The following is a 24,640-nucleotide window of genomic DNA, read 5'->3' as shown; positions in this document are numbered from 1 at the left end:
GCCGGTGGGGGCCTATAAGGCCGCGTTTTCCATCCCCCTTTGACCTGACGCTTCGAAGAGACCTCGCATGGCCGGCCATTCCCAATTCAAGAACATCATGCACCGCAAGGGCCGGCAGGATGCCCAGCGGTCGAAGCTTTTCGGCAAGCTGGCGCGCGAAATCACCGTGGCGGCCAAGCTGGGCACGCCGGATCCGGCGATGAATCCGCGTCTGCGCGCCGCCGTGGTCGCGGCGCGCGCCGAGAACATGCCCAAGGACAACATCGAACGCGCCATCAAGAAGGCGGCCGGCAGCGATGGCGAGAACTACGAAGAGATCCGCTACGAGGGCTATGGTCCCGGCGGCGTCGCCGTGATCGTCGAGGCGCTGACCGACAACCGCAACCGGGCCGCCTCCGACATCCGCTCCTTCTTCACCAAATCCGGCGGCAATCTCGGCGAAACCGGCTCGGTCGCCTTCATGTTCGACCGCACCGGTATCATCGAATACGACAAGAGCGTCGCCTCCGACGACGCCATGCTGGATGCGGCGATCGAGGCCGGCGCCGACGACGTGGTCTCCAGCGAAAGCGGCCACGAGGTCTATGCCTCGCAGGACACCTTCCGCGAGGTCGCCAAGGCGCTGGAGGCGAAGTTCGGCGAGCCGCGCAAGGCGGCGCTGACCTGGAAGCCGCAAAACACCGTTTCGGTCGACGATGAGACCGGCGAAAAGCTGTTGAAGCTGATGGACGTGCTGAACGAGCACGACGACGTGCAGAACGTGTTCGCCAATTTCGAAGTGTCCGACGCGCTGATCGCGAAGATGGGTGGCTGACGCGCTTGATCGGAACTGCCGCGGCGTACTGGACCCCGCATTCGCGGGGATGACGAGCGGGCAGGACAAGCGGGGCAGGGGATGACGCTCCGTTTGTGTTTCGTTCCCGGTGCGCAGGCGGTATCACTCCCCCATGACATCGCAGCCGATTCGCTCCCCCGTCCGCATCATCGGTATCGATCCGGGCCTCCGCCGCACCGGCTGGGGCGTGATCGAGACCGAGGGCAATCGGCTGGTCTACATCGCCTGCGGTTCGGTCGAGCCGCCGGACAATCTGCCGCTCGCGAGCCGCCTGCTCGCGATCCATGAGGGGCTTGCCGCCGTGCTCGGCGATTACAAGCCGGCGGAGGCGGCGGTGGAACAGACCTTCGTCAACAAGGACGGCGCTGCCACGCTGAAGCTCGGCCAGGCCCGCGGCGTCGCCATGCTGGCGCCCGCAATGTTCGGCATTGCGATTGCGGAATACGCGCCGAACCAGGTCAAGAAGACCGTGGTCGGCGCCGGACATGCCGAGAAGAACCAGATCCAGGTGATGCTGAAGATTCTGCTGCCGAAAGCCGAGCCGCCATCCGCCGACGCGGCCGATGCGCTGGCGATCGCGATCACCCACGCGCATCACCGCCAGAGCGCCGCGCTGCGGCTGAAGGTGGCGAACCTATGAGGGGCGATTGCGCGTTCACACGACGTGAGGAGAGCACGCTCGTCAGGCTCCCTCCCCCACGCAACTGGGGTCTACCCCGGTTGCGCATCGTGAATTTACGCAAGTCAGGCAGGCCCGACTTGCGTTGGGGGAGGGTCGGGGAGAGGGGTAAGCCGCGGGCGAAGACCCATGCGATGCGACGACGACGCATCAACGAAGCTCGTACGACAATCGATCACGATGTGAGCGTCGTCCGTGCTCTGCCTCGTAAGGCGGAGCAAGCGGCACCCCTCTCCCTAGCCCTCCCCCGCAACGGGGGAGGGAACCCCTCCGCCGGTGCGTCCCTCACTGATGCTGAAGGACTCGAACGCGGCGCGAGCACCATATCCGGGGTGGCATCATGATCGGCAAGCTCAAGGGCCTGATCGATTCCTACGGCGAGGACTATGTGATCCTCGATGTCGGTGGCGTCGGTTACCAGGTGCACTGCGCCAGCCGCACGTTGCAGGCGCTGCCGTCGCCGGGCGGGGCGGCCGTGCTGTCGATCGAGACCTATGTCCGCGAGGACCAGATCAAGCTGTTCGGCTTCCGCTCGGATCATGAGCGCGAGTGGTTTCGCGTGCTGCAGACCGTGCAGGGCGTCGGCGCCAAAGTGGCGCTCGCGGTGCTCGGCACGCTGTCGCCGACCGACCTCGCAAATGCCATCGCGCTGCGCGACAAGGCGGCGGTCGCCCGCACGCCGGGGGTGGGGCCGAAGGTCGCCGAGCGCATCGTCAGCGAATTGAAGGACAAGGCGCCGGGCTTTGCCGATGTCGATCCGGCAGTGGTGCAGCTCTCGGGCGCGATCGACAACAACCGCGCGCCGCGTCCGGTGACGGATGCGATCTCCGCGCTGGTCAATCTCGGCTATGGCCAGCCGCAGGCCGCCGCCGCGATCGCCGCCGCCTCGCGCAGCGCCGGTGAGAGTGCCGAGACCGCGCACCTGATCCGGCTGGGCCTGAAGGAATTGTCGAAGTGAGCTGCGTATCGAAGCCGGTCCTTTCTTTACCTCTCCCCGCTTGCGGGGAGAGGTCGGATTGCATCGCAGATGCAATCCGGGTGAGGGGGTACAGGTCTGAACGCATGTCTCGCTCGCGGATGCAGCCCCTCACCCCAACCCTCTCCCCGCAAGGGCGGGGAGAAGGAGAACAACGCTCTCGTGCTGGTTTTGCGTCATGAACACGCCCTCCCGCATCGTCACGCCCGAGCGCCGCTCCGATGACGTCGGCGACACCGCGCTGCGTCCGCAGTCGCTGACGGAGTTCGTCGGCCAGGCGCAGGCGCGCAAGAATCTCTCGATCTTCATCGAGGCGGCGAAGAAGCGCGGCGAGGCGCTGGATCACGTGCTGTTCGTCGGTCCGCCGGGTCTCGGCAAGACCACGCTGGCGCAGATCGTCGCGCGCGAGCTCGGCGTCGGCTTTCGGGCGACGTCGGGTCCCGTCATCGCCAAGGCCGGCGATCTTGCCGCACTGCTCACCAATCTCGAAGAGCGCGACGTGCTGTTCATCGACGAGATCCATCGCCTGAGCCCTGCGGTGGAAGAGGTGCTCTATCCGGCGATGGAGGATTTCCAGCTCGACCTGATCATCGGCGAGGGACCGGCGGCGCGCTCGGTGAAGATCGATCTGTCGAAGTTCACGCTGGTGGGCGCGACCACGCGCGCAGGCCTGCTCACCAATCCGTTGCGTGACCGCTTCGGCATTCCGATCCGCCTGAATTTCTACACCGAGGAGGAACTGGAGAAGATCGTCACCCGCGGCGCGCGCGTGCTCAACGTCGGCATGAGCTCCGACGGTGCCAACGAGATCGCGCGCCGCGCCCGCGGCACGCCGCGCATCGCCGGCCGCCTGTTGCGCCGGGTCAGGGATTTTGCGTCCGCAGCGGATGCCGATTCCGTCGACCGCGGCATCGCCGACCGCGCGCTGAGCGCGCTCGAGGTCGACAGCGCAGGCCTCGATGCGATGGACCGCCGCTATCTGACGACGATCGCTCTGAACTATGGCGGCGGCCCGGTCGGCGTCGAGACCATGGCGGCGGCATTGTCGGAGCCGCGCGACGCGATCGAGGACATCATCGAGCCTTATCTGATCCAGTGCGGCTATCTGCAGCGCACCCCGCGCGGCCGCCTGTTGACCTCGCATGCCTTCCGCCATCTCGGCCTTGCCGAGCCCAACCGCGATCCCGCGCAGTTCGGTCTGTTCGGCGGCAATGGTGACGAGGACTGATCGCGCGGGCGTGATGTCCGCCGCGGCACTCTCGAAAAGTTGAATGTGCGATAGGTTCCGTCACGCGGCCCAGGCCATCGGTAACCATTGCGACATCTGCCCGCCTTCCGCACAAAGGCGGCCCAATTCCGCTCCAATCGCGCGGCTTAGGTCGATCAGGCATCAGCGATCGCAGGTCCATGATTTCACGTCGCAACTTCCTCCGCTCCGTCGGCGGATTGACCGCCACCAGCGCCTCGACCGCAGCCTATGGCGTCAGCGAGCCGGTCGTTCGGCTCACGCTCACGCGCTACGATCTGTCGCCGCGGCGCTGGCCGGCGGATTTTCCGCTCAAGATCGCTGCGCTCGCCGATATTCATGCTTGCGATCCCTGGATGTCGCTCGATCGCATCGCCGAGATTGTCGACCGCACCAACGCGTTGAATGCCGATCTCATCGTCATGCTCGGTGACTATGTCGCAGGCCTTCGTCACGTCACGCGCTTCATTCCGGCGTCGGAATGGGCCGCGGTGCTCAAGGGCCTGAAGGCGCCGCTCGGCGTGCACGCCATCCTCGGCAATCACGATTATTGGGAAGACAAGGCCGTGCAGCGCCAGGGGCAGGGCGTCCCGATCGCGCGCCGGGCGCTGGAGCGGGTGGGCATTCCGGTCTACGAGAACGATGCGGTGCGGCTCGTCAAGGACGGCCGTCCGTTCTGGCTCGCCGGCCTCGGCGACCAGCTCGCCTATCTGCCGGCGCGGCGCTTTCGCCATCTCGCGCATGTCGGCGCCGACGATCTCGGCGCCACGCTTGCCAAGGTCACCGACGATGCACCGGTGATCCTGCTCGCCCACGAGCCCGACATCGCGCTCCGCGTGCCCTCGCGCGTCGCGTTGCAACTGTCCGGACACACTCATGGCGGCCAGGTTCGATTGCTCGGCTGGTCGCCCGCGGTGCCCGTGAAGCACGGCATGCGGCTCGCCTACGGCCATCTCAAGCTGAAGACCGATGTCATCGTCTCCGGCGGCCTCGGCTGCAGCATCATGCCGTTCCGCCTCGGCGTGCCGCCCGAGATCGTGCAGGTGACGCTCGGTGCAAAGAGGCCGTTGGTCTCCTGACCACGCTTGCGCGGCCTACGACCCGACAGCGGCATGGAATCTCGCATCATCTGATGTTATATTTGATGTCGAGGAATCCTTGCCATGAGAACGACAATTGCAATTGACGACGAGTTGTTTGCCAAGGCGCAGGAATTCGCCGGCGTCACGGAGAAGTCCGCGGTGATCCGCGAGGCATTGAAGGCGTTCGTCGAGCGCGAGGCCGCCCGCCGGCTCGCCCGGATGGGAGGCTCGCGACCCGACGCCAAGGCGCCTCCGCGCCGTCGCCCGAAATGACTGTGCTCGTCGACACGTCGATCTGGATCGATCATTTTCGTCGTAGCGATCCGCGGCTGGTGAGACTTCTTGATCACGGCGAGGTTGTCATGCATCCATTCGTGATAGGTGAATTGGTGCTCGGACACGTGCCGAAGATCGTGGAAATGATGGATGACCTGAACGCACTTCCGAAGGCGATCGTCGCAACGACCGACGAAGTCCTGACCTTCATCTCGAATCGAAAGTTGTCCGGCTCAGGCATCGGTTACGTCGATGCGCATCTGCTGGCGGCCACCGCGCTGACACCCGAGACGGTGTTCTGGACGCGCGACAAGCGCGCGCTGGCAACAGCCGAGGCGCTGTCGCTCGCGGCCAGGATTGCGGAATAGCCGATGACCTCACCCATCCTCGACGGCGAAATCCGCGACGGCCGCCACCACATGAAGGTCCGCGTCTATTACGAGGACACTGACTTCTCCGGCATCGTCTATCACGCCAACTATCTGCGCTTCATGGAGCGCGGGCGTACCAACCATCTTCGCCTGATGGGCGCCGAGCAGCAGGCGCTGTTCGAGGAGGCAGAGGCTGAGACCGGCGGGTTCGCCTTCGTGGTGCGCTCGATGGCGCTCGACTTCCTCAAGCCCGCGCGAATGGACGACGTGCTCGACGTCGTGACCTGGCCGATCGCGGTGAAGGGCGCGTCCATCATGCTGGCGCAGGAGGTCAGGCGCGGCGATGACGTGCTTGTGAAGGCCGAGGTCCGCGTCGCCTTCGTCAGCGGCGGCCGCGCGCAGCCGATTCCGAAGTCCATTCGCGCGCTGATGAAGGCCGATTTGGCCTAGCTATCGGTCGATAGGTGCGGAGCCATCGACTCCTGGCGTCGGCGCGATAAATTTGCGCGTGATCACAACCGCGAGGGATCGCCGATGTCACGCCCGCCGCTGCCACCCTTCACCCGCGAGACCGCTGCGCAGAAGGCGCGCATGGCGGAGGATGCGTGGAATTCGCGCGATCCCGCGCGCGTCGCGCTCGCCTATACCGAGGACAGCCGCTGGCGCAACCGCTCCGAGGTATTTCAAGGCCGCGAGGCGATCGTAGCCTTCCTCACCCGCAAATGGGAAAGGGAGCTCGACTACCGCCTGATCAAGGATCTCTGGGCGTTCGACGGCAACCGCATCGCGGTGCGCTTCCAGTACGAATGGCACGATGCCGGCGGCAACTGGTTTCGCTCTTACGGCAACGAGCAGTGGGAGTTCGACGAGCACGGCCTGATGCGACGGCGCGAAGCCTCGATCAACGACATCGCGATCGCGGAAAAAGACCGCCGCTTCCACTGGCCCGCCCCAGGGCCGCGGCCGGCCGACGTGCCCGGATTGGGGCCGGAGCCGTTTTAGTTGTCGTCCCGGCCGAGTGCGCAATGGCGCACTAGGCCGGGACGACGCGTGGTGAGAGACCGCGCTACGCCGCCGCCTTATGGCGGGCGATTTCGGCTTTGTAGAGCTCGAATTCCTCCGCGATCGCCTTTGCGACCGAGGGCCGCGTGCGCAGGCGCTCGTAATAGGCCTTCAGTGCCGGCCATTTGGCGAGCTCGATCGGTGGGGTCGCCATCGTCCAGTTGATGACGGTGACGAGATAGGCGTCGGCGACGCTGAAATGATCGAGCAGATAGTCGCGGCCCTTCAGGTGATCCTCGAGATAATCGAGCCGCGAGGTGTATTTCTCCAGCGCATAGGTCTTGGCCTCCGGCGGCGCCTTCTTGTCGAGCAGCGGCAGGAACAGGCCCTTGTGCAGTTCGGTGCCGATGAAGCACAGCCACTGATGCAACCGCGAACGCTCGGTGCTCGATGTCGTGCCGATACCGGCCTGCGGAAAGCGGTCGGCGACATATTGCAGGATCGCGGCGTTCTCGGTCAGCACCACGCCGTCGTCGGTGCGCAGCGTCGGCACCAGTCCGAGCGGGTTGAGCTTGTTGAAGTCGGAGCCGTCGCTACGCACCTGCTTTGTCTTGGGATCGACCTCCAGATAGTTGGCCGGCTGGCCCGCCTCGTAGAGCGCGACACGGGTCGCCATCGAGCAGGCGAGTGGCGAGAAATAAAGGTCCATGGGTGCCTCCTTGGCGGTGCTGGGCGCGGATCTTCCGGCCGGGTTGATTTTTGTACTGTCTCGAATAATATCGAAGGCGTCAAGGAATTTAATGCGACATGGTACAAAAAAATAGAAAGCCGCCATCTGCTGCCAAGATCGATGCGCCTGCCGTGCCGAAGCGGCGCGGGCGGCCGCGTGCCTACGTGCCCGACGTCGCGCTCGGCAAGGCGCTCGATCTGTTCAGGCGCGACGGCTTTGCCGCGACCTCGCTCGATGATCTCAGCGCCGCCACCGGCATGAACCGGCCGAGCCTCTATGGCGCGTTCGGCGACAAGCGCGCGCTCTATATCAAGAGCTATCAGCGCTATCGCGACGAGGCGCGCGCCGCGATGGTCGACATCTTCCGCGCCGAGGCGCCGCTGCGGGAGCGGCTGGCGCGCATCTACGCCATCGCGCTCGACATCTACACCGAAGGGGACTCGCCGCGCGGCTGCTTCACGGTGATGACGGGGGCTTCCGAAGCGGTGGCTGATCCCGACATCCGCGCCATGGTCCTGGAGGGTCTCACCGAACTGGACAAGGCGTTTTCGATCTGCTTCCGCCTCGCCAAGGAGCGCGGCGAGTTGCCGGAGACAGCCGATGAGGCCGCGCTCGCGCATCTCGCATCGGCCACCATCCACACCATCGCGATCCGCGCCCGTGCCCGCGTGCCGCGCCAGGAACTCGAAGCGATCGTGAATGGCGCCATCGACGTGATGTGCGCGGCCAAATAGCCGCCGCGAAAATTCGCGCGCGGCTAATGTCGGGTGCTGGCCTTCCTGACCGTCTTCCGTAAGGTGCTCTCATTCATGGAAGCGGAACATCATGGGAAAAGTCAGGACGTCAGTGTTCATGGTCTCGATCGACGGCTTTGGAGCCGCGCCGCGTCAGAGCCTCGACAATCCATTCGGCGAGGGCGGCCTGGCGCTGCCGGCTAGCTGGTACTTCCAGACCCGGACCTTCCGCCAGATGATCGGCCAGGATGGCGGGACGACCGATCTCGACGACGAGATCGCGCGCAAGGCGATGGACAATATCGGCGGTTGGATCCTCGGGCGAAACATGTTCGGCCCGATCCGTGGGCCGTGGCCGGATCATTCCTGGAAAGGCTGGTGGGGCGACAATCCGCCATATCACACGCCGACGTTCGTGCTGACCCATCACGCGCGGCCCGACATCGAAATGGAAGGCGGAACCACCTTCCATTTCGTGACCGATGGAATTGCCGCGGCGCTGGAGCAGGCGCGCGCGGTTGCCGGGGACAAGGACATCCGCGTCGGCGGCGGCGTGTCGGTCGTGCGGCAATTCCTGCAAGCGCGTCTGCTCGACGAGCTGCAACTGGCGCTGCCGCCGGTGCTGCTCGGCGCCGGCGAGAGCCTGTTCGCGGGCATCGATCTGCCTGCGCTCGGCTATGCCGTCGTCGGGCATGTCGCGAGCCCGCACGCCACGCACGTCACCATCGCGCGTAGGTCGGCCTAGGTCGGCGACCTGCGCTGCGCCGGTGGGCCTCAATACCCCCGCTTGCGATCGACCACGTTTTCCAGCGTCTGGCCGGTCTCGAACCGCGCGATCTGCTGGGCGACATATTTCGAGATCTCGTCGGCGTCAGTGTCGGCGGCATTGTGCGGCGTCAGCACCACCTTCGGATGGCTCCAGAACGGGCTCGCCTCGGGCAACGGCTCGGTCTCGTAGACGTCGAGCGAGGCTGCACCGAGCGTGCCGTCGTCGAGCGAACGCAGGATGTCGGCCTCGTTCTGCAGGCTGCCGCGGCCGGCATTGATGATCACGGGCGCACCGAGCGGGCTATCCCGGTTCAGCTTCGCGAACACCTCGCGGTCGAGCACGTGCCGTGTCGCCGGTGTCAGCGGCAGCAGGCAGACCAGGATGTTGGTCTGGCGCAGGAATGCATCGAGGCCGTCAGTGCCGTGGAAACAGGGGATGCCGTCGATCCGCTTCTCGCTGCGGCTCCAGCCGACCACGCGGAAGCCCAGGGCGCGGAGCGCGCGCGCCGAGGCGGCGCCCAGCGTGCCCAACCCCATGACGCCGACGGTGAGCGCACCCGCCGCCCACTGGTACTTCGGCGCCCAGCGCTTCAGCCGCTGTGACTCGCGCAGGTACGGCTCCTGCCGGTGGTGCATCAGCACGTGCAGCACGACGTACTCGGTCATGCGGTCGGTGAGGTCGCCGACCGCGACCCGCACCAGCGGAACGTCTGGCAGCGAACGGTCGGCCATCAGCGCATCGACGCCGGCGCCGAGATTGAAGATGACGCGCAGATTGCTGAAGGCGGCCAGCTCACCGGGCTTTGGCTTCCACACGGCGGCATAGTGCACCTCGGCCGGATCGAGCGCCGGATCCGGCAGCAACACGACCCGGCGGTCGGGACAGACTGCCTCGAACCGCGCCTCCCAGCGCGCCGGCGACCAGTTTTCCGTGCCGCCGTTGACCAGCAGCGCGAGTGCGCCCTTGCTCATCCAGATACCTCCAACCTCTCTCGCGCGGGACGGGTCGGGCCCGCCCCCGGTGTCCTGCCATCAATAGGGGAGAACATCCATGCCCAAGCAATTCCTGAGGTCGGCTTTGTATCGGTCAATGTCGGGCCGTAGCCATCGGAACCCGCAAGCAAAATTTCTTTCGCGTCCCTGTCGGGCGCGGGCATAATCGTTCGTTCTTGGAATGAACGGAGATGCCTTTCGATGCTGTATGCCATCCTCTGCTATCACGACGAGGACATGGTCGGTTCCTGGAGCAAGGAGCACGACGCCGCCGTCATGCAGAAACTGTCCGTGGTGCAGGACAAGCTCGCCAAGCAGGGTCGGCTCGGCCCGGTGGCGCGCCTGCTGCCGACCACGGCCGCGACCACGCTGCGTAAGGACGATCCGCCGTTGGTGCTGGATGGCCCGTTCGCCGAGACCAAGGAGCAGTTGCTCGGCTTCTACGTCGTCGACTGCAAGAACCTCGACGAGGCGCTCGACGTCGCCCGAGATCTCGGCGCGGCCAATCCCGGCGGCACCTATGAGATCCGCCCGGTCGGCGTGTTCAAGCCGGGGAGTGTCAAGTCGTGACCGATACCGCCTGGATCGATGCCGCGCTGACGTCTGCGCGTCCCCAGGCGGTCGGCGCGCTGCTGCGCTATTTTCGCAATCTCGACACCGCCGAGGAGGCCTATCAGAACGCCTGCCTGCGGGCGCTGAAGAGCTGGCCGCAGAACGGCCCGCCGCGCGATCCCGCGGCGTGGCTGATCATGGTCGGCCGTAACGTCGCGATCGACGAAGTCAGGCGCAACCGGAAGCAGGAGCCGCTGCCCGAGGATGACCAGGCGATCTCCGACCTCGACGATGCCGAGGACGAGATCGCCGAGCGGCTCGACGGCTCGCATTATCGCGACGATATCCTGCGGCTGCTGTTCATCTGTTGCCACAAGGACCTGCCGGCGACGCAGCAGATCGCACTCGCTTTGCGCATCGTGTCCGGTCTCACCGTGAAGCAGATCGCGCGTGCCTTCCTGGTCAGTGAGGCCGCGATGGAGCAGCGCATCACGCGAGCGAAGGCCCGCGTCGCGGATGCCAAGGTGCCGTTCGAGACCCCTGGTGCGGTCGAGCGCAGCGAGCGGCTCGCCTCCGTGGCCGCAATGATCTACCTGATCTTCAACGAGGGTTATTCCGCCGGCGGCGACACGGCCGACATCCGCGCGCCGCTGTGCGAGGAGGCGATCCGGCTCGCCCGCCTGCTGCTTCGCCTGTTCCAGAGCGAGCCTGAAATCATGGGGCTGACGGCGTTGTTGCTGTTGCAGCATGCCCGCGCGGCGGCGCGTTTCGATGCCGACGGCCAGGTGATCCTGCTCGACGATCAGGACCGCAGCCTGTGGAATCGGGAACTGATCGCCGAAGGGTTGGCGCTGATCGACAAGGCGATGCGGCACCGCCGGAGTGGGCCGTATCAGGTGCAGGCGGCGATCGCGGCACTTCACGCCCGCGCAAGCACGCCCGAGGAGACCGACTGGGCGCAGATCGATCTGCTTTACGGCGCGCTCGAGGTCATGCAGCCCTCTCCGGTGGTGACGCTCAATCGCGCGGTGGCGGTCTCCAAGGTCAGGGGAGCCGAAGCGGCGCTCGAGATGATCGAGCCGTTGGCGCCGCGGCTCTCCAACTACTTCCACTATTTCGGCGTGCGCGGCGCCTTCCTGATGCAGCTCGGCCGCAACGACGAGGCACGTGTCGCCTTCGACCGCGCCATCGCGCTCGCCAATACCACCGCGGAAGCCGCCCACATCCGCATGCATATCGATCGCCTGATGCGCGACAGCCAGCCGCGCAACGCCAAGGCGAAGTAGGGTCGACTGTGCGTTGTTCGCGTGCAAGGTGAGATGCTTCCCACGTGGCACCCCTCTCCCTAACCATCGCAAGGGGGGACAATCGCACATGACGTCTGCGAAGGAGTCCGCGAGCTCCCTTCGCCTCTCCCGCTTGCGGGGGAGGCCGACGCGTGCGCAGCGCGCGGCGGGTGGGGGCTCTTTTCACGAGACGACTCGCGGAGAGAACCCCCACCCCAACCCTCCCCCGCAAGCGGGAGAGGGAGCCGACTGCCGATGCCTCCCTCACGTGATGCAGATGGCGTGTGCGCACTACCGAGCAGTCATCGGTAACCGATCACGTCAGGTGAGCACGGCGGTTGGGCTCCCTCCCCCCTTGCGGGGGAGGGCGGGGGAGAGGGGTAAGCCCCGGGCGAGGTGATCGACATGTGCATCACTCCCGCAACGCCAGTCGTATGCCGTTCAACCGTGCGAGCGGGAGAGCGGGCGCTGCCCCGTCGCGGCCCCGGAAAAATCTTCGCCGACCCTGTCGGCCGCGCATTCCTCCGTTCGTCATAGAGGCAGAGCATCACCAATCCCTGCGGAGCCAGCCATGCCGACGAATGCGGAGATCGAAATCTCAAGGCCTGCGCGCATCACCGGCCGCATCATGAGCGGTCTTGTCATCGTCTTCCTGCTGTTCGACGGCGCGATCAAGCTGGTGCCGTGGCCGGTCGTCACCGACTCGATGGACAAGATGGGCTTTGGCGCGAGCGAGACGCTGGCGCGCAGCCTCGGCCTCATCACCATCATCTGCACGCTGCTCTATTCCGTGCCGCCGACCTCGATCCTCGGCGCAATCCTCCTCACCGGCTATCTCGGCGGCGCGATCGCATCCCATGTGCGGATCGGCAGCCCGCTGTTCACGCACACGCTGTTCGGACTTTATCTCGGTCTGATGGTGTGGGGCGGGCTGTATCTGCGCGATGGCAATCTGCGCGCGCTGCTTCCGTTTCGTCGCTAAGCTGTTCTTCAATCCATCCTTGCGGAGACCGTCATGCTCGAAGTCATTATCATCGTTGCCGTCATCCTGGCGATCGCGATTGCGGTCGTCCTCATCCTGGCGGCGACCAAGCCGGATACGTTCCGGGTCACGCGTGCGGCCAGCATCGAGGCGCCGGCGGAGCGCATCTTTCCGCTGATCAACGACTTCCACCGGTGGACGACGTGGTCGCCCTACGAGACCAGGGACCCCGCGATGAAGCGAACCTATGACGGCGCCGCGAACGGCAAGGGCGCGGTCTACGCCTGGAACGGCAACAAGAATGTCGGCTCCGGCCGGATGGAGATCCTCGATGCGCAGGCGCCGTCCAAGCTCGTGATCAAGCTCGACTTCTTCACGCCGTTCGAGGGCCACAACACCGCCGAGTTCACAATGCTGCCGCAGGGTGATGCGACCAACGTCACATGGACCATGTATGGTCCGGCGGCCTTCATGTCGAAGCTGATGCAGGTGTTCATGAACCTGGATCACATGATCGGCAAGGATTTCGAGGTCGGTCTCGCCAATCTGAAGACGCTCGCCGAAAAATAACCACGCCAAGGAGCACGCGATGCAGGTCAATCCCTATCTTTCCTTCGACGGCAATTGCGATGCCGCGTTGAAGCATTACCAGAAGGTGCTGGGTGCGCGGATCGAGGAATCCTTCCCCTACGGAGAGGGCAATGCGGAGATGCAGACGCCGCCCGGCTGGAAGGACAAGATCATGCACGCCCGAGTCAGCATCGATGGCGAGATCATCATGGCGTCCGACGCACCTCCCGGGCATTTCCAGAAGCCGCAGGGGTTTCATGTCGCGCTGCAGGTCGAGGATCCCGCTGACGCCGAACGCCGGTTCAAGGCCCTTGCCGAGGGCGGCACCGTCACCATGCCGTTCGGCAAGACCTTTTTCTCCAACGGCTTTGGCATGTGCGTCGATCAGTTCGGCATTCCCTGGATGGTGAACTGCCCGGCGCAGATGTAGGCTAGCGAGTGTTGGGGCACACTCACCGTCACTCTGTGAATCTACGTGGTCGTCATTGCGAGGAGCGATAGCGACGAAGCAATCCATGCATCCGCGTATGCCGTACGATGGATTGCTTCGCTTCGCTCGCTATGACGGGGTGGAGCAGTGCGCCCCGTCACCGTGAGGAGGCCGCAACGCGGCCGTCTCGAAGGCGACGGCCCGGCCGGTGGCCGTGCATCCTTCGAGGTGAATAAAACCGTAGGGTGGGCAAAGGCGCACATGCGCCGTGCCCACCATCCGCTCCTGGATGAATTGGTGGGCACGCTTCGCTTTGCCCACCCTACAGGGCTGATGACGGATCAATAGCCTTACCTGCACCGCGGATAGATTGCCGCCAACTCGCGCCCGCGTAGCAGGAGCAGTCGCGAGTTCAGTCCGCCGCGGCGGATGATCCAGACGCGCACCGGCGCGGGGTAGGCCTCCAGCACCGCCTCGGAGGCTTCCGGCTCCGCATAGATCCGGCCGCGTCCGTCGATCGAGCGCGCGGCGTGGAAGCCGAGCACTGCGCGTCGCGTCACGCAGATGCGGTCGTGCGGCACCATCGAGAGCACCAGCGTGCAGGCCGACAGACACGGGCCGTCGATCACCACGCGCTCGCCGGATTCGCGAACCTTGTCGAACAATTCGATGAAGGGCCCGACCTGTCCGCCGGGGCTCTCGAGGATCCGCACCTCGGCTTGCGCGGAGGCAATGGTTGCACAGAGGCTGGCCGCAGCGAGAAGCATCTTCATCGGCGCAATCCTCCCCGCCGGTGCGATCGGGGTCGCACCGCATCCGTTGCAGGAAGACATGCGCGCGGATCGGGGCATCATCAAGACCGATGCCCCGTCCCGGTCAAAAATCGATCAGGCCACCGACCGGTTCTTGATCGCGCCGACGATCGCGGTGAGGATGGCGCCGGCCACGCCACCACCGGCGACCTGGCCAACGATGCTGCCGATGTCCGGCGTCGCACCGGAGTTGGCGAGCAGCGGGATCAGCATGCCGAGAAGCTGCCCGCCGGCGCCGCCGCCGATGGCGCCTGCAATGGTGTTTCCGAGCGTGCCGAGATCGATGTTCTTGGCCGCCCCCGCCGCGACATTGCCGCCGATCGCTCCGCTGATGATCTGGATGATCAGATTGATGAGAACTCCCGACATGACGTGATTCTCCCCGGTCCCTGGTTTCAGCACGGTGTGGCGCCGCGCTGGCGCCCACCCCCGAAGGTTAGGCTGTTCGGGCGTAAAGGTCATGCTGCACACGCGAAGATTGCGCGCGAATATGGCCGCTATGCACCGGGAAAATGGCCGGCGGGACCCTCAATTGGCGCCGGAGACGCCGGCTTCGGCAAACGTCGCCATGCCGCCATGACAGGCCAGCGCGGCGCGCAGGACCAGAACCGCAACGGCGGCGCCGGAAGCCTCGCCGAGCCGCATGTCGAGATCGAGCAGGGGGACAAGTTGGAGCTCGCGCAGCAATTCGCGGTGACCAAGCTCGGCCGAGACATGTCCCGCACGGCAATGCGCAAGCATATCCGGCGCAAGCCGCGCCAGTGGCAACGTTGCCGAAGTCGCCACGAAGCCGTCGAGCAGCACCGGAATGCATCTAGCTCGCGCCGCCAGCACGGCGCCCGCGATTGCCGCGAGCTCGCGGCCGCCGAGCGACATCGCAACCGCCAGCGGATCGTCGAGCAGGCCGCGATGGAATTTCAGCGCCGCGTCGATCGCGACGCGCTTGCGCAATAAGCCTGCATCATCGACGCCGGTGCCGCGGCCGGCCCAGCGCGCGCCGCGCCCGCCCATCAACGCCGCGCAGAGTGTCGCGGCGACCGTCGTGTTGGCGATGCCCATCTCGCCCAGCACGAGCAGGTCGCATGCCTCGGGCACAGTGCGCCAGCCGGTGTCGAGCGCCATGAGGAAATCCGCCGCGTCCATCGCCGGCGCTATCGTGAAATCGCGCGTCGGCCGCCCGAGCTCGATCGGCTCGACGCGCAGCTCGGCGCCGGCAAGCTTGGCGATCTGGTTGATCGCGGCACCGCCGCCCGCGAAATTCGCAACCATCTGCGCGGTGACCTCCGACGGATAGGCGGAGACGCCGCGTTCGGCGATGCCGTGATTGCCGGCGAACACGGCAATGGTAACGCGGTCGAGCCGCGGCAGCTCCCGCCGCTGCCAGCGCGCAAGCCAGATCGCGAGATCCTCCAGACGCCCGAGGCTGCCCGGCGGCTTGGTCAGGTTCTGCTGGCGCCGTGCGGCCGCCTCCGCGCATTCATCGTCGCCTCCCGGGAGATCGCGACAAAAGCTGCGGATGTCGTCTAGAGTATTGAACTGCATGCGATTCCCTCGTTAAGCGGGGCCGCAAGCTAGTTCAATTTGCAGGCCGCTACCATGAATCAATGGCTCGAGGATCTCAGGATAGCCACCGGCTTTCTGACCCGCCTGCCGATGCCACATCCCGACGGCGCGCGGCCGCAGAATTTCGCGCGGGCGCAACGGGTCTTTTCGCTGGTCGGCGCCTTCATCGGGGCGGCTATCGGGCTCGCCTGCCTGCTCCTGCGTGCGATCGGCGTGCCGGATCTGGCGGCCGCGGCGCTGGCGCTCGGCGGCGGCGCGCTCTTGACCGGCGCACTGCACGAGGACGGGCTCGCCGATGTCGCAGACGGTTTTGGCGGCGGCCGCGACGCCGCCGCGAAGCTCGAGATCATGCGCGACAGCCGGCTCGGCACGTATGGCGCGCTGGCGCTGCTGGTGAGTTTTGCCGCCAAGCTCACAGCGGTGGCGGCGATCCCGGATGGTGCCGTCGTGCAGAGCCTGATCGTGGCGCACGCGCTCAGCCGCGGCGTGCTGCCATGGCTGTCGATCAGCCTGCCTTACGCGCGCAAGGATGGGCTCGCGGCCAATGCCGGCCGGCCTGATGGTGTGATGGCGGTGGTCGCGGCCGGTATTGCACTCGCGATCGCGCTGCTGTCGTTGCGCTTCTCCGATGCGCTGCTGGCGGCGATCGTGGCAGGCGCCGGTGCATGTCTCATCGCGCTGCTGGCAATGCGGCAGATCGGCGGTCAGACTGGCGACGTGCTCGGCGCAGCGGAGCAGGTTGCGGAGACCGCGATCCTGGTGCTGCTCGCGGCGCGGCTCGGGTGAGCGCATGCAGGCCGAAACGCAGCTCTGGCTGATCCGCCACGCGCCGGTCGAGGGGCCGCGCGGTGTGATCCATGCAGCCGATGCGCCGGCCGATCTCGGCGACGCCGCGGCATTCGCGGCGCTGCGGGCGCGGCTGCCGGCCGGCGCCTTCGCTGTTTGCAGCCCGGCGCGGCGCACCCGCGAGACCGCGGCGCGGCTCGGCCTTGACGCGGTCGAGGACGAGGCCTTCCGCGAGCAGGATTTCGGCGACTGGACCGGACGGCGGCACAGCGAGCTCGAGGCCGAGCTTGGTGCTGCCTATCGCGGGTTCTGGAATGCGCCGGGCAGCAACCGGCCGCCGGGCGGCGAAAGCTTTGCCGATCAGATCACGCGCGCGCGGGCAGGGCTTGCGCGCCTTCCCGCAGGCGACGCTGTGCTCGTCGTGCATTCCGGGACCATCCGCGCGATCCTTGCGATCGCGCTCGACCTTGCGCCCGAGACTGCGCTGCGCTTCGTGATCGATCCGCTGTCATTGACGCGGATCGATCGGCTGGCAGATGCGTGGCGTGTGGTCGCGGTGAATGGGCGCTAGCCAATTCCGCTGCTGTCAACCCATCATCCTGAGGCGCGAGCGGAGCGATCAAAGCCGAAGTGCTATCCGTTCCGCCGCTGGCCACGCAGCGTCGGCAGGCCGATGCCGGCGGCGTCGAAGCCGCCGTCGACGGCGAGGATCTGCCCGGTGATGTAGCTGGCGCGATCCGAGCACAGGAAGAAGATCGCGTCCGCGAGCTCCTCTTCCAGGCCGTAGCGGTTGAGCGGGATCGCGTCGTGATAGTCGGCGCGGATCTCCGGCGTGTGCACGGCCTTGGCCATCGCGGTCTCGACCGGGCCCGGCGCTACGCCATTGACGCGGATGCCGAGCGAGGCGAGTTCGACCGCGAGCTGCTTGGTGAGATGTGCAAGCCCCGCCTTGCTGGTGCCGTAGGCCGAGCGCAGGGTCGAGGCGCGCACCGCCGAGATCGAGGTGATGTTGACGATCGCGCCGCCGCCGTGCTCGCGCATCAGCGGCGCGGCGGCCTTGGTGCAGAGGAACGGGCCGGTGAGGTTGACCGCCATGATCCGGCTCCAGTCGGCGTCGGAGGTTTCCAGCACCGGCGCGAACACGGCAACGCCCGCGTTGTTCACGAGCGCGTCGAGCCGGCCGAAGCGGCGGTTGATCGCAGCGATCGCCGCTGCCACGCCGTCGGCGTCGGAAACATCACACGTCAGTGCCAGCGTATCCGCGGTCCTGTTCAGTGCCGCGACCGCGCCGTCCAGCAACGCGCCCTCGATGTCGAGCAGCGCGACGCGCCAGCCCTCGGCGAGAAAGCGCTTGGCCGCGGCGAGCCCAATGCCGCGCGCGGCGCCGGTGACGAGTGCGACTTTGGAAGGAGACGAGGTCATGATGCGGTCCACATTGTTCGGGCGAGCGGCGTCTGCGCGCAACTAGGGCAGCGTCTGCGACCTTTAGCGCGCGGTGTCAACCGTACGATACCGTCTCCAATCAGCGGCCGATTTGCTCTCTCGCCCGGTATTCCGCCGCAAAATAATTATCCGAGATGTCGGCGCGGCGGCCTCGCGTTCGTCCTGTGGCCGTAAATCAGATGATGGAGTTCCGATGTCGCTGACACTGCATTACCACCCGCTGTCCTCGTTCTGCTGGAAGGCGCTGATCGCGCTTTACGAGAACGGGGTCCCGTTCACACCGAACCTGCTCAATCTCGGTGATCCCGAGCAGCGCGCGGCGCTGCTGCGGATCTCGCCGATCGGCCGCTTCCCCGTGCTGAGCGACGAGGCGAGGGGCGAGACGGTACCAGAATCCACCATCATCATCGAATATCTCGACCGGCATTACCCCGCTGCCACGCGATTGATCCCGCAGGATCCCGACCTCGCGCTCAACACCCGGCTGCGCGACCGCGTCCTCGATCTCTACGTCCATCTGCCGATGCAGAAGGTCGTCGGCGACCGGCTCCGTCCGGCCGACAAGAAGGACCCGCATGGCGTGGCCGAAGCGCGGGCGCAGATCCGCGCCTCTTATGCGATGCTGAACGACCAGCTCGCCCACGGCGGCTGGATGATGGGCGACGGCTTCACCCTGGCCGACTGCTCGGCCGCGCCGACCCTGTTCTACGGCAACAAGGTCGAGCCGTTCGCGGATGGTCACCGGCATCTGGCCGCCTATCTGGAACGGCTGACAGCGCGGCCGTCCTTCGCACGCGTCCTCCGCGAGGCCGAGCCCTATTTCGGCATGTTCCCCAAGGAGACCTGAGGTCGTGTGAGCTGAGCTCTTATCCGGCCCGAAAATAATTGCGGCTGCGATGTCTCGATCTGCCGGTTCCGCTCGTCTTCCACGTGACGCCCGAGCATGTGGAGGTGACATGGCTGCAGATGGCAACAGAGCGGAGATCGTCCGCGCGATCTTCGCCGCCTATTTGGCCGACGACCGCCGGACGGTCGAAGCGGCGTTCGCGGACGACTTCCGCTTCAATACTCCCTACGGCGAAAACATCGACAAGCCGACCTATTTCGCCGAGTGCTGGCGCAGCAGCGACTGGATCGGCCGCCACGAGATCGAGCGGATCATGGTCGAGGGGAGTGAGGCCTTCGTCACCTATCGCTGCGTCGCCAAGGACGGCAAGAGTTTTCGCAACACCGAGTTCTTGGTGTTCGACGGCGACAAGGTCAAGCGCATCGACGTCTATTTTGGCTCGTCGCACCAGGACGGTGCGCTCGTCAGACAGGAGCGCTGAAAGCGGCGCGCAGTGCCGACCGTGCAGGCCAAAGTCAATGACCTCTGAAATTATTTCCCGCCACGTGTCGGTTGTGCAAAACCCCGGCCGTCTTACATCCGAGAGCCGGTCCAGGTCTGAACCGGACCGGCCGCAAATCAAAGGATGCCATTCAAATGCGTTTCATGATGTTGATGATCCCGCTCGGCTATGAGAGCGCTCCGGCGGAGCTCGACCTCGACCCCGAGCGCGTCGCCGCGATGATGAAATACAATCAGGCGCTGAAGGATGCCGGCGTGCTGATCACGCTCGAAGGCCTGCATCCGCCCGCCACTGGGGCGCGCGTCTCGTTCGCGACCGGCAAGCCCGTGGTCACCGACGGTCCGTTCACCGAGTCCAAGGAGGTGATCGGCGGCTTCTGGATGATCGAGGTCGCCTCGCGCGCCGAGGCGATCGAATGGGCCAAGCAGTGCCCGGCCACCGGCAACGAGATCATCGAGATTCGCCAGGTGCAGGAGATGGCGGATTTCTCCGAGGAGGTGCAACAGGCCGCCGCCACCTTCGAGCATCCGCAGGGCGGCTGGGGCAAGGCACTGCGCTGAATCACTGATCGTCAATCCAACCAACAGCAACGGAGCAGCAGATGAGCACGACCAACACGTTCCTCGCCGTCTATCTCGGCAGCAAGGGCGGTCCGCGCATGGAGGCCTGGAACAAGATGCCGGAGGCCGAGCGGCGGGCCAAGGAGCAGCAGGGCATGGCGGCCTGGGGCGCCTGGGTCGAGAAGCATCACGATGTGATCGTCGAGATGGGCGGTCCGCTCGGCAAGACCAAGAAGGTCGACGCCAACGCGATCGCCGACATCACCAACACGATGACGGGCTTTACCGTGGTGCGCGCCGCCTCGCACGAGGCCGCCGCAAAGCTGTTCGAGCACCACCCGCACTTCACGATCTTCCCCGGCGAAGCAGTCGAGATCATGCCGGTGCTGCCGATTCCGGGCCGTTAATTCGACGTCGGAGGGTGGGGCTGTCGGTTAATCCCGATGCAGCCCCGCGTCCGCCGCTAGTGACCTTTGCGGCCGGCTCATGTAAAAGTTATTCACATGAGCTGGAGCAAGGACCAAAGCCGCAGCGAGCGCGGCTATCATCACGGCAACCTCAAGGAAGCGTTGCTGCAGGCCGCGCTCGACCTGATCTCGAAGAAGGGGCCGGCCGGCTTCACCTTCGCCGATGCCGCGCGCATGGCCGGCGTCAGCCCCGCGGCGCCCTATCGGCATTTCCGCGACCGTGAGGAATTGCTCGCCAGCATCGCGCAGCGCGGCTTCGAGCAGTTCGAGGCGGTGCTGACGGCGGCCTGGGACGACGGGCGGCCCGACACCGTCACGGCGTTCGAGCGCGTCGGCAGGGCCTATCTCACCTTTGCGCGCGAGGAGCCCGCGTTCTACTCGGCGATGTTCGAATCCGGTCTGCCGCCCGATGCGAATCCAACGCTGATGGCTGCAAGCGAGCGCGCCTTCGCGATCATCCGCGCCGCCGCCGAGCGGCTTGCCGCGCTGGCGCCGCCCGGCATGCCGCGGCCGCCGGCGATGATGATGGCGCTGCACATCTGGGCGATGTCCCACGGCGTCGCCTCGCTGTTCGGTCGCGGCGATGCGGCGCGGCGCAAGCTGCCGATGTCGCCGGAGGAACTGCTGGAAGCTGAAGTGCTGATCTATCTGCGCGGCCTCGGCTTCCCGACCGATCGCAGGCCTGATGCCGCGGCGAGCGAACAAAAGTCGTCGGGGCCCTGGGGTAAGCCGAAATAAAGTTCCAAAAATAATCTGAAGGGTGCGTCACCCGCGCTGCTTGACTTTCCGAAGGGATCGGCTACCTATGTAAATGTTATTTACATTCACAACGGCGTGATGCCGTGATGGAGAAGGTCAATGGCCTACACCGCTGATGTCAATCGCTGGCGCGGCCCCGTCGATGAATCGTATCCCCCGCACATGCATATGCATTGGGCGCCGTGGCATCCCCTGAAGATCGCCCTGATCATTCTCGGCTTCATGATCTGGTGGCCGATCGGTCTCGCCCTTCTCTTTTTCACACTCGGGAGCAGAAAAATGGCCTGTTGGAGTCACTACGACCAGGATCGCTGGCAGAACAAGATGGAGCGGATGCAGTACAAGATGGACCGCATGCGCGACCGCATGGAGCGCCGTGGCTTCGGCTGGGGCTTCGGTCCGCCCACCAGCGGCAATCGCGCCTTCGACGAATATCGCGCCGAGACGCTGCGCCGCCTGGAAGAGGAGCAGAAGGAGTTCAAGGATTTCCTGAGCCGTCTGCGTCACGCCAAGGACAAGGAAGAGTTCGACGCCTTCATGGCGCAGCACCGCACCCGTCCGACTCCGCCGAACGATCAACCGCCGCAGCCGCCGCAGGGTTGAGCGTCACGCGAAGGAGCTGAGCCTTCAGGCGATGTGCCCCCATAGCACCTGAACGGCCGCGAGCCGCCCGCTTGCCCCCACGCAAGCGGGCGGTTTGCGTTGTGGGAGATGGTCGTGCTGTTAGGTGAGCAGTCTGGTCAGGCTCCCTCCCCCCTTGCGGGGGGAGGGCTGGGGAGAGGGGTGGCCGCGGGCGTGATCTGAGAGGTTTGGGTGCTGCAACAACCAGCATCACGCGCGGCAGTTCTGAGAGTATTGATCCCGCACTAAAAGCTGCAGCGGAGCAAGCGGTACCCCTCTCCCTAACCCTCCCCCGCAAGGGGGGAGGGGACAGAGAGAGTCATCGTCCTTAACGTAAGTAGGACGGAGTGTACCCTACACATTCGATCCATGGATCGCGTCGATCACCGCGTCCGTCACGTCCTTCGTCGTGGCCTTGCCGCCGACGTCGGGCGTCAGCACGCCGGCTGCGCATACTTTCTCGACTGCGGCCATCAGCCGCGCGGCGGCGTCCTTCTCACCGAGATGCTCGAGCATCTGCGCGCCGGTCCAGAAGGTGGCGACCGGATTGGCGATGCCCTTGCCGGTGATGTCGAAGGCCGAGCCGTGGATCGGCTCGAACATCGAGGGAAAGCGGCGCTGTGGATCGATGTTGCCGGTCGGCGCGACGCCGAGGCTGCCGGCCAGCGCGCCGGCGAGATCGGACAGGATATCGGCGTGCAGGTTGGTGGCGACGATGGTGTCGAGGGTCTTCGGATTGAGCGTCATGCGCACCGTCATGGCGTCGACCAGCATCTTGTCCCACGTCACGTCGGGGAATTCGCCGGCGACCTCCGCCGCGATCTCGTCCCACATCACCATGCCGTGGCGCTGTGCGTTCGATTTGGTCACCACGGTAAGCAGCTTGCGCGGCCGCGACTGCGCGAGTTGGAATGCGTAGCGCATGATCCGCGTCACGCCGACGCGGGTGAACACGGCGACTTCAGTGCCGACCTCTTCCGGCAGGCCCTTGTGCGCGCGGCCGCCCATGCCGGCATACTCGCCTTCGGAATTCTCGCGCACGATCACCCAGTCGAGATCGCCGACGCCGGCATTGCGCAGCGGCGAGGCGACGCCGGGCAGGATCTTGGTCGGCCGCACATTGGCGTATTGGTCGAAGCCCTGGCAGATCGGCAGGCGCAGGCCCCACAGCGTGATGTGATCGGGCACGTCGGGCGCGCCGACCGCGCCGAAATAGATCGCGTCGAACTTTTTCAGCTCGGTGAGGCCGTCGGCCGGCATCATCACGCCGTGCTTCTTGTAATAGTCCGAGCCCCAATCGAACGTCTTGACGTTGAAGCTGATGTCGCCGGTGCGATTGGCCAGAGCCTCCAGCACGCGGACGCCGGCCGAGATCACTTCGGGGCCGATGCCGTCGGCGGGAATGGCGGCGATGGAATGGGTGCGCATGACAATCTCCTGAATGAGGGTGGGATCAGTGGGACCGGGCTGGTGAGGGTTGAGGAGCGGTGTTCGCTTTGGGGTTCGCCCGCGACAGCAGCAGCGTGAGCACGGCCGAGAGCACCAGCAGGCCGGCGACGAAGTAGAGACCGCCGTCGAAGCTGCCGGTCCGCTCCTTGATCCAGCCGATCATGGCCGGCCCGACAAAGCCCCCGAGATTGCCGATCGAGTTGATGGTGGCGATGCCGGCCGCGGCGGCCGAGCCCGACAGGAACATGGTCGGCATGCTCCACAGCGGCGGCTTCGACGAGGAGATGCCGATATTGACCAGCGTCAGCGCCGCGATCACGGCGGCGAGCCCAGTCCATAGCCCCGCAAGCGCGAGCCCGGCAGCGGCGATCAGGCAGGCGATCACCACGTGCCAGGTGCGCTCGCCGGTGCGGTCCGAATGCCGCGCCCACAGGATCATGGCGATCACGGCAATGGTCGCGGGCACCGCGTTGAGGAAGCCGACCGCAAGCGACGACAGGCCGAACTGCTTGATGATCTGCGGCGCCCAGACGCCGAGGGTATAGAGCCCGGCCGAAGTGCCGAAATAGACCAGCGCCAGCGCGAGCACGCGCGGATCGGCGAGCCCGCGCCAGATGCTGTGGCTTGCGGCCGCGGCCTTGCCGTCGTTCTCCGCCTTCATGGTCTTGACCAGCCAGTCGCGCTCGTCGTCGGCAAGCCACTTGGCCTGCTCCGGCCGATCAGTCAGGAAGCCGAGCACGACGAAGCCGAGCACGATGGCCGGCACCGCTTCCAGCACGAACAGCCACTGCCAGCCCTTGAAGCCGAGCAGGCCGTCCATCTCGAGCAGCGCGCCAGATACCGGCGAGCCAAGCACGGTCGATAGCGGCGCCGCTGCCATGAATAGCGCAGTGACGGCCGCGCGCTGGCGCGCCGGAAACCAGTAGGACAGATACAGGATGATGCCGGGGAAGAAGCCGGCCTCCGCGGCGCCGAGCAGAAAGCGCAGCACGTAGAAGCTGGTCGCGCCCTGCACCAACGCCATCGCGGCGGAGACGAGGCCCCAGGTGATCATCACCCGCGCGATCCAGATCCGCGCGCCGATCCTGTGCAGGATGATGTTGGAAGGCACCTCGAACAGGAAGTAGCCCCAGAAGAAGATACCGGCGCCGAATCCATACACCGTCGGCGACAGGCCGATGTCCTTGTTCATGGTCAGCGACGCGAAGCCGATGTTGACGCGGTCGATGAAGGCCACGAAGTACAGCAGCATGATGAATGGAACGATGCGCAGTGAAATCTTGCGCAACACGCGCGTCTGAAGCTCGCCGGCCATGAGC

32 protein-coding genes are annotated in these 24,640 nt (G+C 65.8%); 24 read left to right on the top strand and 8 right to left on the bottom strand.

Annotation, left to right across the window (positions count from 1 at the left end; genetic code table 11):
- Window positions 1-67: 67 nt before the first annotated feature.
- The 9 genes from P6U30_RS32855 (at window position 68) to P6U30_RS32815 (ending at window position 6,467) form a co-directional block, all read left to right on the top strand.
- Complete coding sequence (locus P6U30_RS32855; protein WP_407166878.1) at window positions 68-814, top strand: YebC/PmpR family DNA-binding transcriptional regulator; 747 nt, start codon at window positions 68-70, stop codon at window positions 812-814.
- A 133-nt stretch (window positions 815-947) separates the two neighbouring features.
- Window positions 948-1,475: a crossover junction endodeoxyribonuclease RuvC gene (gene ruvC, locus P6U30_RS32850; RefSeq protein WP_407166877.1), complete on the top strand. Its 528-nt coding sequence runs from the start codon at window positions 948-950 to the stop codon at window positions 1,473-1,475.
- Between the two features lie 379 nt (window positions 1,476-1,854).
- Window positions 1,855-2,472 (top strand): Holliday junction branch migration protein RuvA, encoded by a 618-nt coding sequence (ruvA, locus tag P6U30_RS32845; RefSeq protein ID WP_407166876.1) that lies wholly within the window; start codon window positions 1,855-1,857, stop codon window positions 2,470-2,472.
- 196 nt (window positions 2,473-2,668) lie between these two features.
- Window positions 2,669-3,718, top strand: a complete 1,050-nt coding sequence (gene ruvB, locus P6U30_RS32840; RefSeq protein ID WP_407148638.1) for a Holliday junction branch migration DNA helicase RuvB — start codon at window positions 2,669-2,671, stop codon at window positions 3,716-3,718.
- Between the two features lie 179 nt (window positions 3,719-3,897).
- A complete protein-coding gene (locus P6U30_RS32835; protein WP_407166875.1) occupies window positions 3,898-4,815 on the top strand; it encodes a metallophosphoesterase in 918 nt (305 codons plus the stop codon).
- An 84-nt stretch (window positions 4,816-4,899) separates the two neighbouring features.
- Window positions 4,900-5,091, top strand: a complete 192-nt coding sequence (locus P6U30_RS32830) for a type II toxin-antitoxin system VapB family antitoxin (RefSeq protein ID WP_407148636.1) — start codon at window positions 4,900-4,902, stop codon at window positions 5,089-5,091.
- Entirely contained in the window at window positions 5,088-5,462 is a 375-nt protein-coding gene (locus tag P6U30_RS32825) for a type II toxin-antitoxin system VapC family toxin (protein ID WP_407166874.1), read from the top strand. Before P6U30_RS32830 ends, P6U30_RS32825 begins: the two co-directional genes overlap by 4 nt.
- A gap of 3 nt (window positions 5,463-5,465) precedes the next feature.
- Entirely contained in the window at window positions 5,466-5,915 is a 450-nt protein-coding gene (gene ybgC, locus P6U30_RS32820) for a tol-pal system-associated acyl-CoA thioesterase (protein WP_407166873.1), read from the top strand.
- A gap of 84 nt (window positions 5,916-5,999) precedes the next feature.
- Complete coding sequence (locus tag P6U30_RS32815; protein WP_407166872.1) at window positions 6,000-6,467, top strand: DUF1348 family protein; 468 nt, start codon at window positions 6,000-6,002, stop codon at window positions 6,465-6,467.
- 64 nt (window positions 6,468-6,531) lie between these two features.
- Here P6U30_RS32815 and P6U30_RS32810 read toward each other — a convergent pair whose 3' ends face one another.
- Window positions 6,532-7,176: a glutathione binding-like protein gene (locus tag P6U30_RS32810; RefSeq protein WP_407166871.1), complete on the bottom strand. Its 645-nt coding sequence runs from the start codon at window positions 7,174-7,176 to the stop codon at window positions 6,532-6,534.
- A gap of 98 nt (window positions 7,177-7,274) precedes the next feature.
- Between P6U30_RS32810 and P6U30_RS32805 the strand changes: the two genes are divergently transcribed.
- Together P6U30_RS32805 and P6U30_RS32800 are read left to right on the top strand one after the other, a co-directional pair.
- On the top strand, window positions 7,275-7,931 hold the full coding sequence (locus P6U30_RS32805) for a TetR/AcrR family transcriptional regulator (protein ID WP_407166870.1): 657 nt from the start codon (window positions 7,275-7,277) through the stop codon (window positions 7,929-7,931).
- Window positions 7,932-8,022: 91 nt separating this feature from the next.
- Window positions 8,023-8,676, top strand: a complete 654-nt coding sequence (locus tag P6U30_RS32800) for a dihydrofolate reductase family protein (protein ID WP_407166869.1) — start codon at window positions 8,023-8,025, stop codon at window positions 8,674-8,676.
- A 29-nt stretch (window positions 8,677-8,705) separates the two neighbouring features.
- Here the strand turns inward: P6U30_RS32800 and P6U30_RS32795 are convergent, their stop codons facing one another.
- Window positions 8,706-9,671, bottom strand: a complete 966-nt coding sequence (locus tag P6U30_RS32795; protein WP_407166868.1) for a 2-hydroxyacid dehydrogenase — start codon at window positions 9,669-9,671, stop codon at window positions 8,706-8,708.
- Between the two features lie 222 nt (window positions 9,672-9,893).
- Between P6U30_RS32795 and P6U30_RS32790 the strand changes: the two genes are divergently transcribed.
- The 5 genes from P6U30_RS32790 to P6U30_RS32770 all read left to right on the top strand — a co-directional run bounded on the left by P6U30_RS32790 (window position 9,894) and on the right by P6U30_RS32770 (window position 13,512).
- Window positions 9,894-10,262 (top strand): YciI family protein, encoded by a 369-nt coding sequence (locus P6U30_RS32790; protein ID WP_280981171.1) that lies wholly within the window; start codon window positions 9,894-9,896, stop codon window positions 10,260-10,262.
- Window positions 10,259-11,530, top strand: coding sequence for an RNA polymerase sigma factor (locus tag P6U30_RS32785; RefSeq protein ID WP_407166867.1), 1,272 nt, complete (start codon window positions 10,259-10,261; stop codon window positions 11,528-11,530). The genes P6U30_RS32790 and P6U30_RS32785 overlap by 4 nt, the downstream gene beginning before the upstream one ends.
- Window positions 11,531-12,101: 571 nt before the next feature.
- Window positions 12,102-12,512: a DoxX family protein gene (locus P6U30_RS32780; protein WP_407166866.1), complete on the top strand. Its 411-nt coding sequence runs from the start codon at window positions 12,102-12,104 to the stop codon at window positions 12,510-12,512.
- 33 nt (window positions 12,513-12,545) lie between these two features.
- Window positions 12,546-13,082 carry an SRPBCC family protein gene (locus P6U30_RS32775; protein ID WP_407166865.1) on the top strand — a complete coding sequence of 179 codons (537 nt, stop codon included), beginning with the start codon at window positions 12,546-12,548 and terminating at the stop codon, window positions 13,080-13,082.
- Between the two features lie 19 nt (window positions 13,083-13,101).
- Window positions 13,102-13,512: a VOC family protein gene (locus tag P6U30_RS32770; RefSeq protein ID WP_407166864.1), complete on the top strand. Its 411-nt coding sequence runs from the start codon at window positions 13,102-13,104 to the stop codon at window positions 13,510-13,512.
- Between the two features lie 350 nt (window positions 13,513-13,862).
- Here the strand turns inward: P6U30_RS32770 and P6U30_RS32765 are convergent, their stop codons facing one another.
- The 3 genes from P6U30_RS32765 to cobT all read right to left on the bottom strand — a co-directional run bounded on the left by P6U30_RS32765 (window position 13,863) and on the right by cobT (window position 15,866).
- On the bottom strand, window positions 13,863-14,285 hold the full coding sequence (locus P6U30_RS32765) for a hypothetical protein (protein ID WP_407166863.1): 423 nt from the start codon (window positions 14,283-14,285) through the stop codon (window positions 13,863-13,865).
- Window positions 14,286-14,399: 114 nt separating this feature from the next.
- Window positions 14,400-14,693 carry a hypothetical protein gene (locus P6U30_RS32760; RefSeq protein ID WP_407166862.1) on the bottom strand — a complete coding sequence of 98 codons (294 nt, stop codon included), beginning with the start codon at window positions 14,691-14,693 and terminating at the stop codon, window positions 14,400-14,402.
- A 159-nt stretch (window positions 14,694-14,852) separates the two neighbouring features.
- Window positions 14,853-15,866 (bottom strand): nicotinate-nucleotide--dimethylbenzimidazole phosphoribosyltransferase, encoded by a 1,014-nt coding sequence (gene cobT / locus P6U30_RS32755; RefSeq protein ID WP_407166861.1) that lies wholly within the window; start codon window positions 15,864-15,866, stop codon window positions 14,853-14,855.
- A 54-nt stretch (window positions 15,867-15,920) separates the two neighbouring features.
- Here cobT and cobS point away from each other — a divergent pair, with 54 nt between their 5' ends.
- Window positions 15,921-16,673: an adenosylcobinamide-GDP ribazoletransferase gene (cobS, locus tag P6U30_RS32750; protein WP_407166860.1), complete on the top strand. Its 753-nt coding sequence runs from the start codon at window positions 15,921-15,923 to the stop codon at window positions 16,671-16,673.
- Window positions 16,674-16,677: 4 nt separating this feature from the next.
- On the top strand, window positions 16,678-17,244 hold the full coding sequence (locus tag P6U30_RS32745; protein WP_407166859.1) for a histidine phosphatase family protein: 567 nt from the start codon (window positions 16,678-16,680) through the stop codon (window positions 17,242-17,244).
- A 62-nt stretch (window positions 17,245-17,306) separates the two neighbouring features.
- Here the strand turns inward: P6U30_RS32745 and P6U30_RS32740 are convergent, their stop codons facing one another.
- Window positions 17,307-18,095: an SDR family NAD(P)-dependent oxidoreductase gene (locus tag P6U30_RS32740; RefSeq protein ID WP_407166858.1), complete on the bottom strand. Its 789-nt coding sequence runs from the start codon at window positions 18,093-18,095 to the stop codon at window positions 17,307-17,309.
- A gap of 214 nt (window positions 18,096-18,309) precedes the next feature.
- On the opposite strand from P6U30_RS32740, the gene P6U30_RS32735 reads away from it, so the two are divergent.
- The 6 genes from P6U30_RS32735 to P6U30_RS32710 all read left to right on the top strand — a co-directional run bounded on the left by P6U30_RS32735 (window position 18,310) and on the right by P6U30_RS32710 (window position 21,854).
- Window positions 18,310-18,963, top strand: a complete 654-nt coding sequence (locus P6U30_RS32735) for a glutathione S-transferase family protein (RefSeq protein ID WP_407166857.1) — start codon at window positions 18,310-18,312, stop codon at window positions 18,961-18,963.
- A gap of 109 nt (window positions 18,964-19,072) precedes the next feature.
- Window positions 19,073-19,444, top strand: coding sequence for a nuclear transport factor 2 family protein (locus P6U30_RS32730; protein ID WP_407166856.1), 372 nt, complete (start codon window positions 19,073-19,075; stop codon window positions 19,442-19,444).
- A gap of 155 nt (window positions 19,445-19,599) precedes the next feature.
- Complete coding sequence (locus P6U30_RS32725) at window positions 19,600-20,025, top strand: YciI family protein (RefSeq protein WP_407148611.1); 426 nt, start codon at window positions 19,600-19,602, stop codon at window positions 20,023-20,025.
- Window positions 20,026-20,066: 41 nt separating this feature from the next.
- Window positions 20,067-20,432 carry a hypothetical protein gene (locus P6U30_RS32720; RefSeq protein ID WP_407148610.1) on the top strand — a complete coding sequence of 122 codons (366 nt, stop codon included), beginning with the start codon at window positions 20,067-20,069 and terminating at the stop codon, window positions 20,430-20,432.
- A gap of 96 nt (window positions 20,433-20,528) precedes the next feature.
- Window positions 20,529-21,230: a TetR/AcrR family transcriptional regulator gene (locus P6U30_RS32715; protein WP_407148609.1), complete on the top strand. Its 702-nt coding sequence runs from the start codon at window positions 20,529-20,531 to the stop codon at window positions 21,228-21,230.
- Between the two features lie 120 nt (window positions 21,231-21,350).
- A complete protein-coding gene (locus P6U30_RS32710; protein ID WP_407148608.1) occupies window positions 21,351-21,854 on the top strand; it encodes a DUF2852 domain-containing protein in 504 nt (167 codons plus the stop codon).
- A 372-nt stretch (window positions 21,855-22,226) separates the two neighbouring features.
- Here P6U30_RS32710 and P6U30_RS32705 read toward each other — a convergent pair whose 3' ends face one another.
- Entirely contained in the window at window positions 22,227-23,300 is a 1,074-nt protein-coding gene (locus P6U30_RS32705; protein ID WP_407166855.1) for a tartrate dehydrogenase, read from the bottom strand.
- A gap of 25 nt (window positions 23,301-23,325) precedes the next feature.
- A complete protein-coding gene (locus tag P6U30_RS32700) occupies window positions 23,326-24,636 on the bottom strand; it encodes an MFS transporter (protein ID WP_407166854.1) in 1,311 nt (436 codons plus the stop codon).
- Between the last annotated feature and the right edge of the window lie 4 nt (window positions 24,637-24,640).

The sequence above is a fragment of the Bradyrhizobium sp. ORS 111 genome, assembly GCF_045571485.1.
In the GTDB taxonomy this organism is placed as follows: domain Bacteria; phylum Pseudomonadota; class Alphaproteobacteria; order Rhizobiales; family Xanthobacteraceae; genus Bradyrhizobium.
Note: the sequence above shows the minus strand (reverse complement) of the source record. Positions and strands in the feature narration are given on the sequence as shown.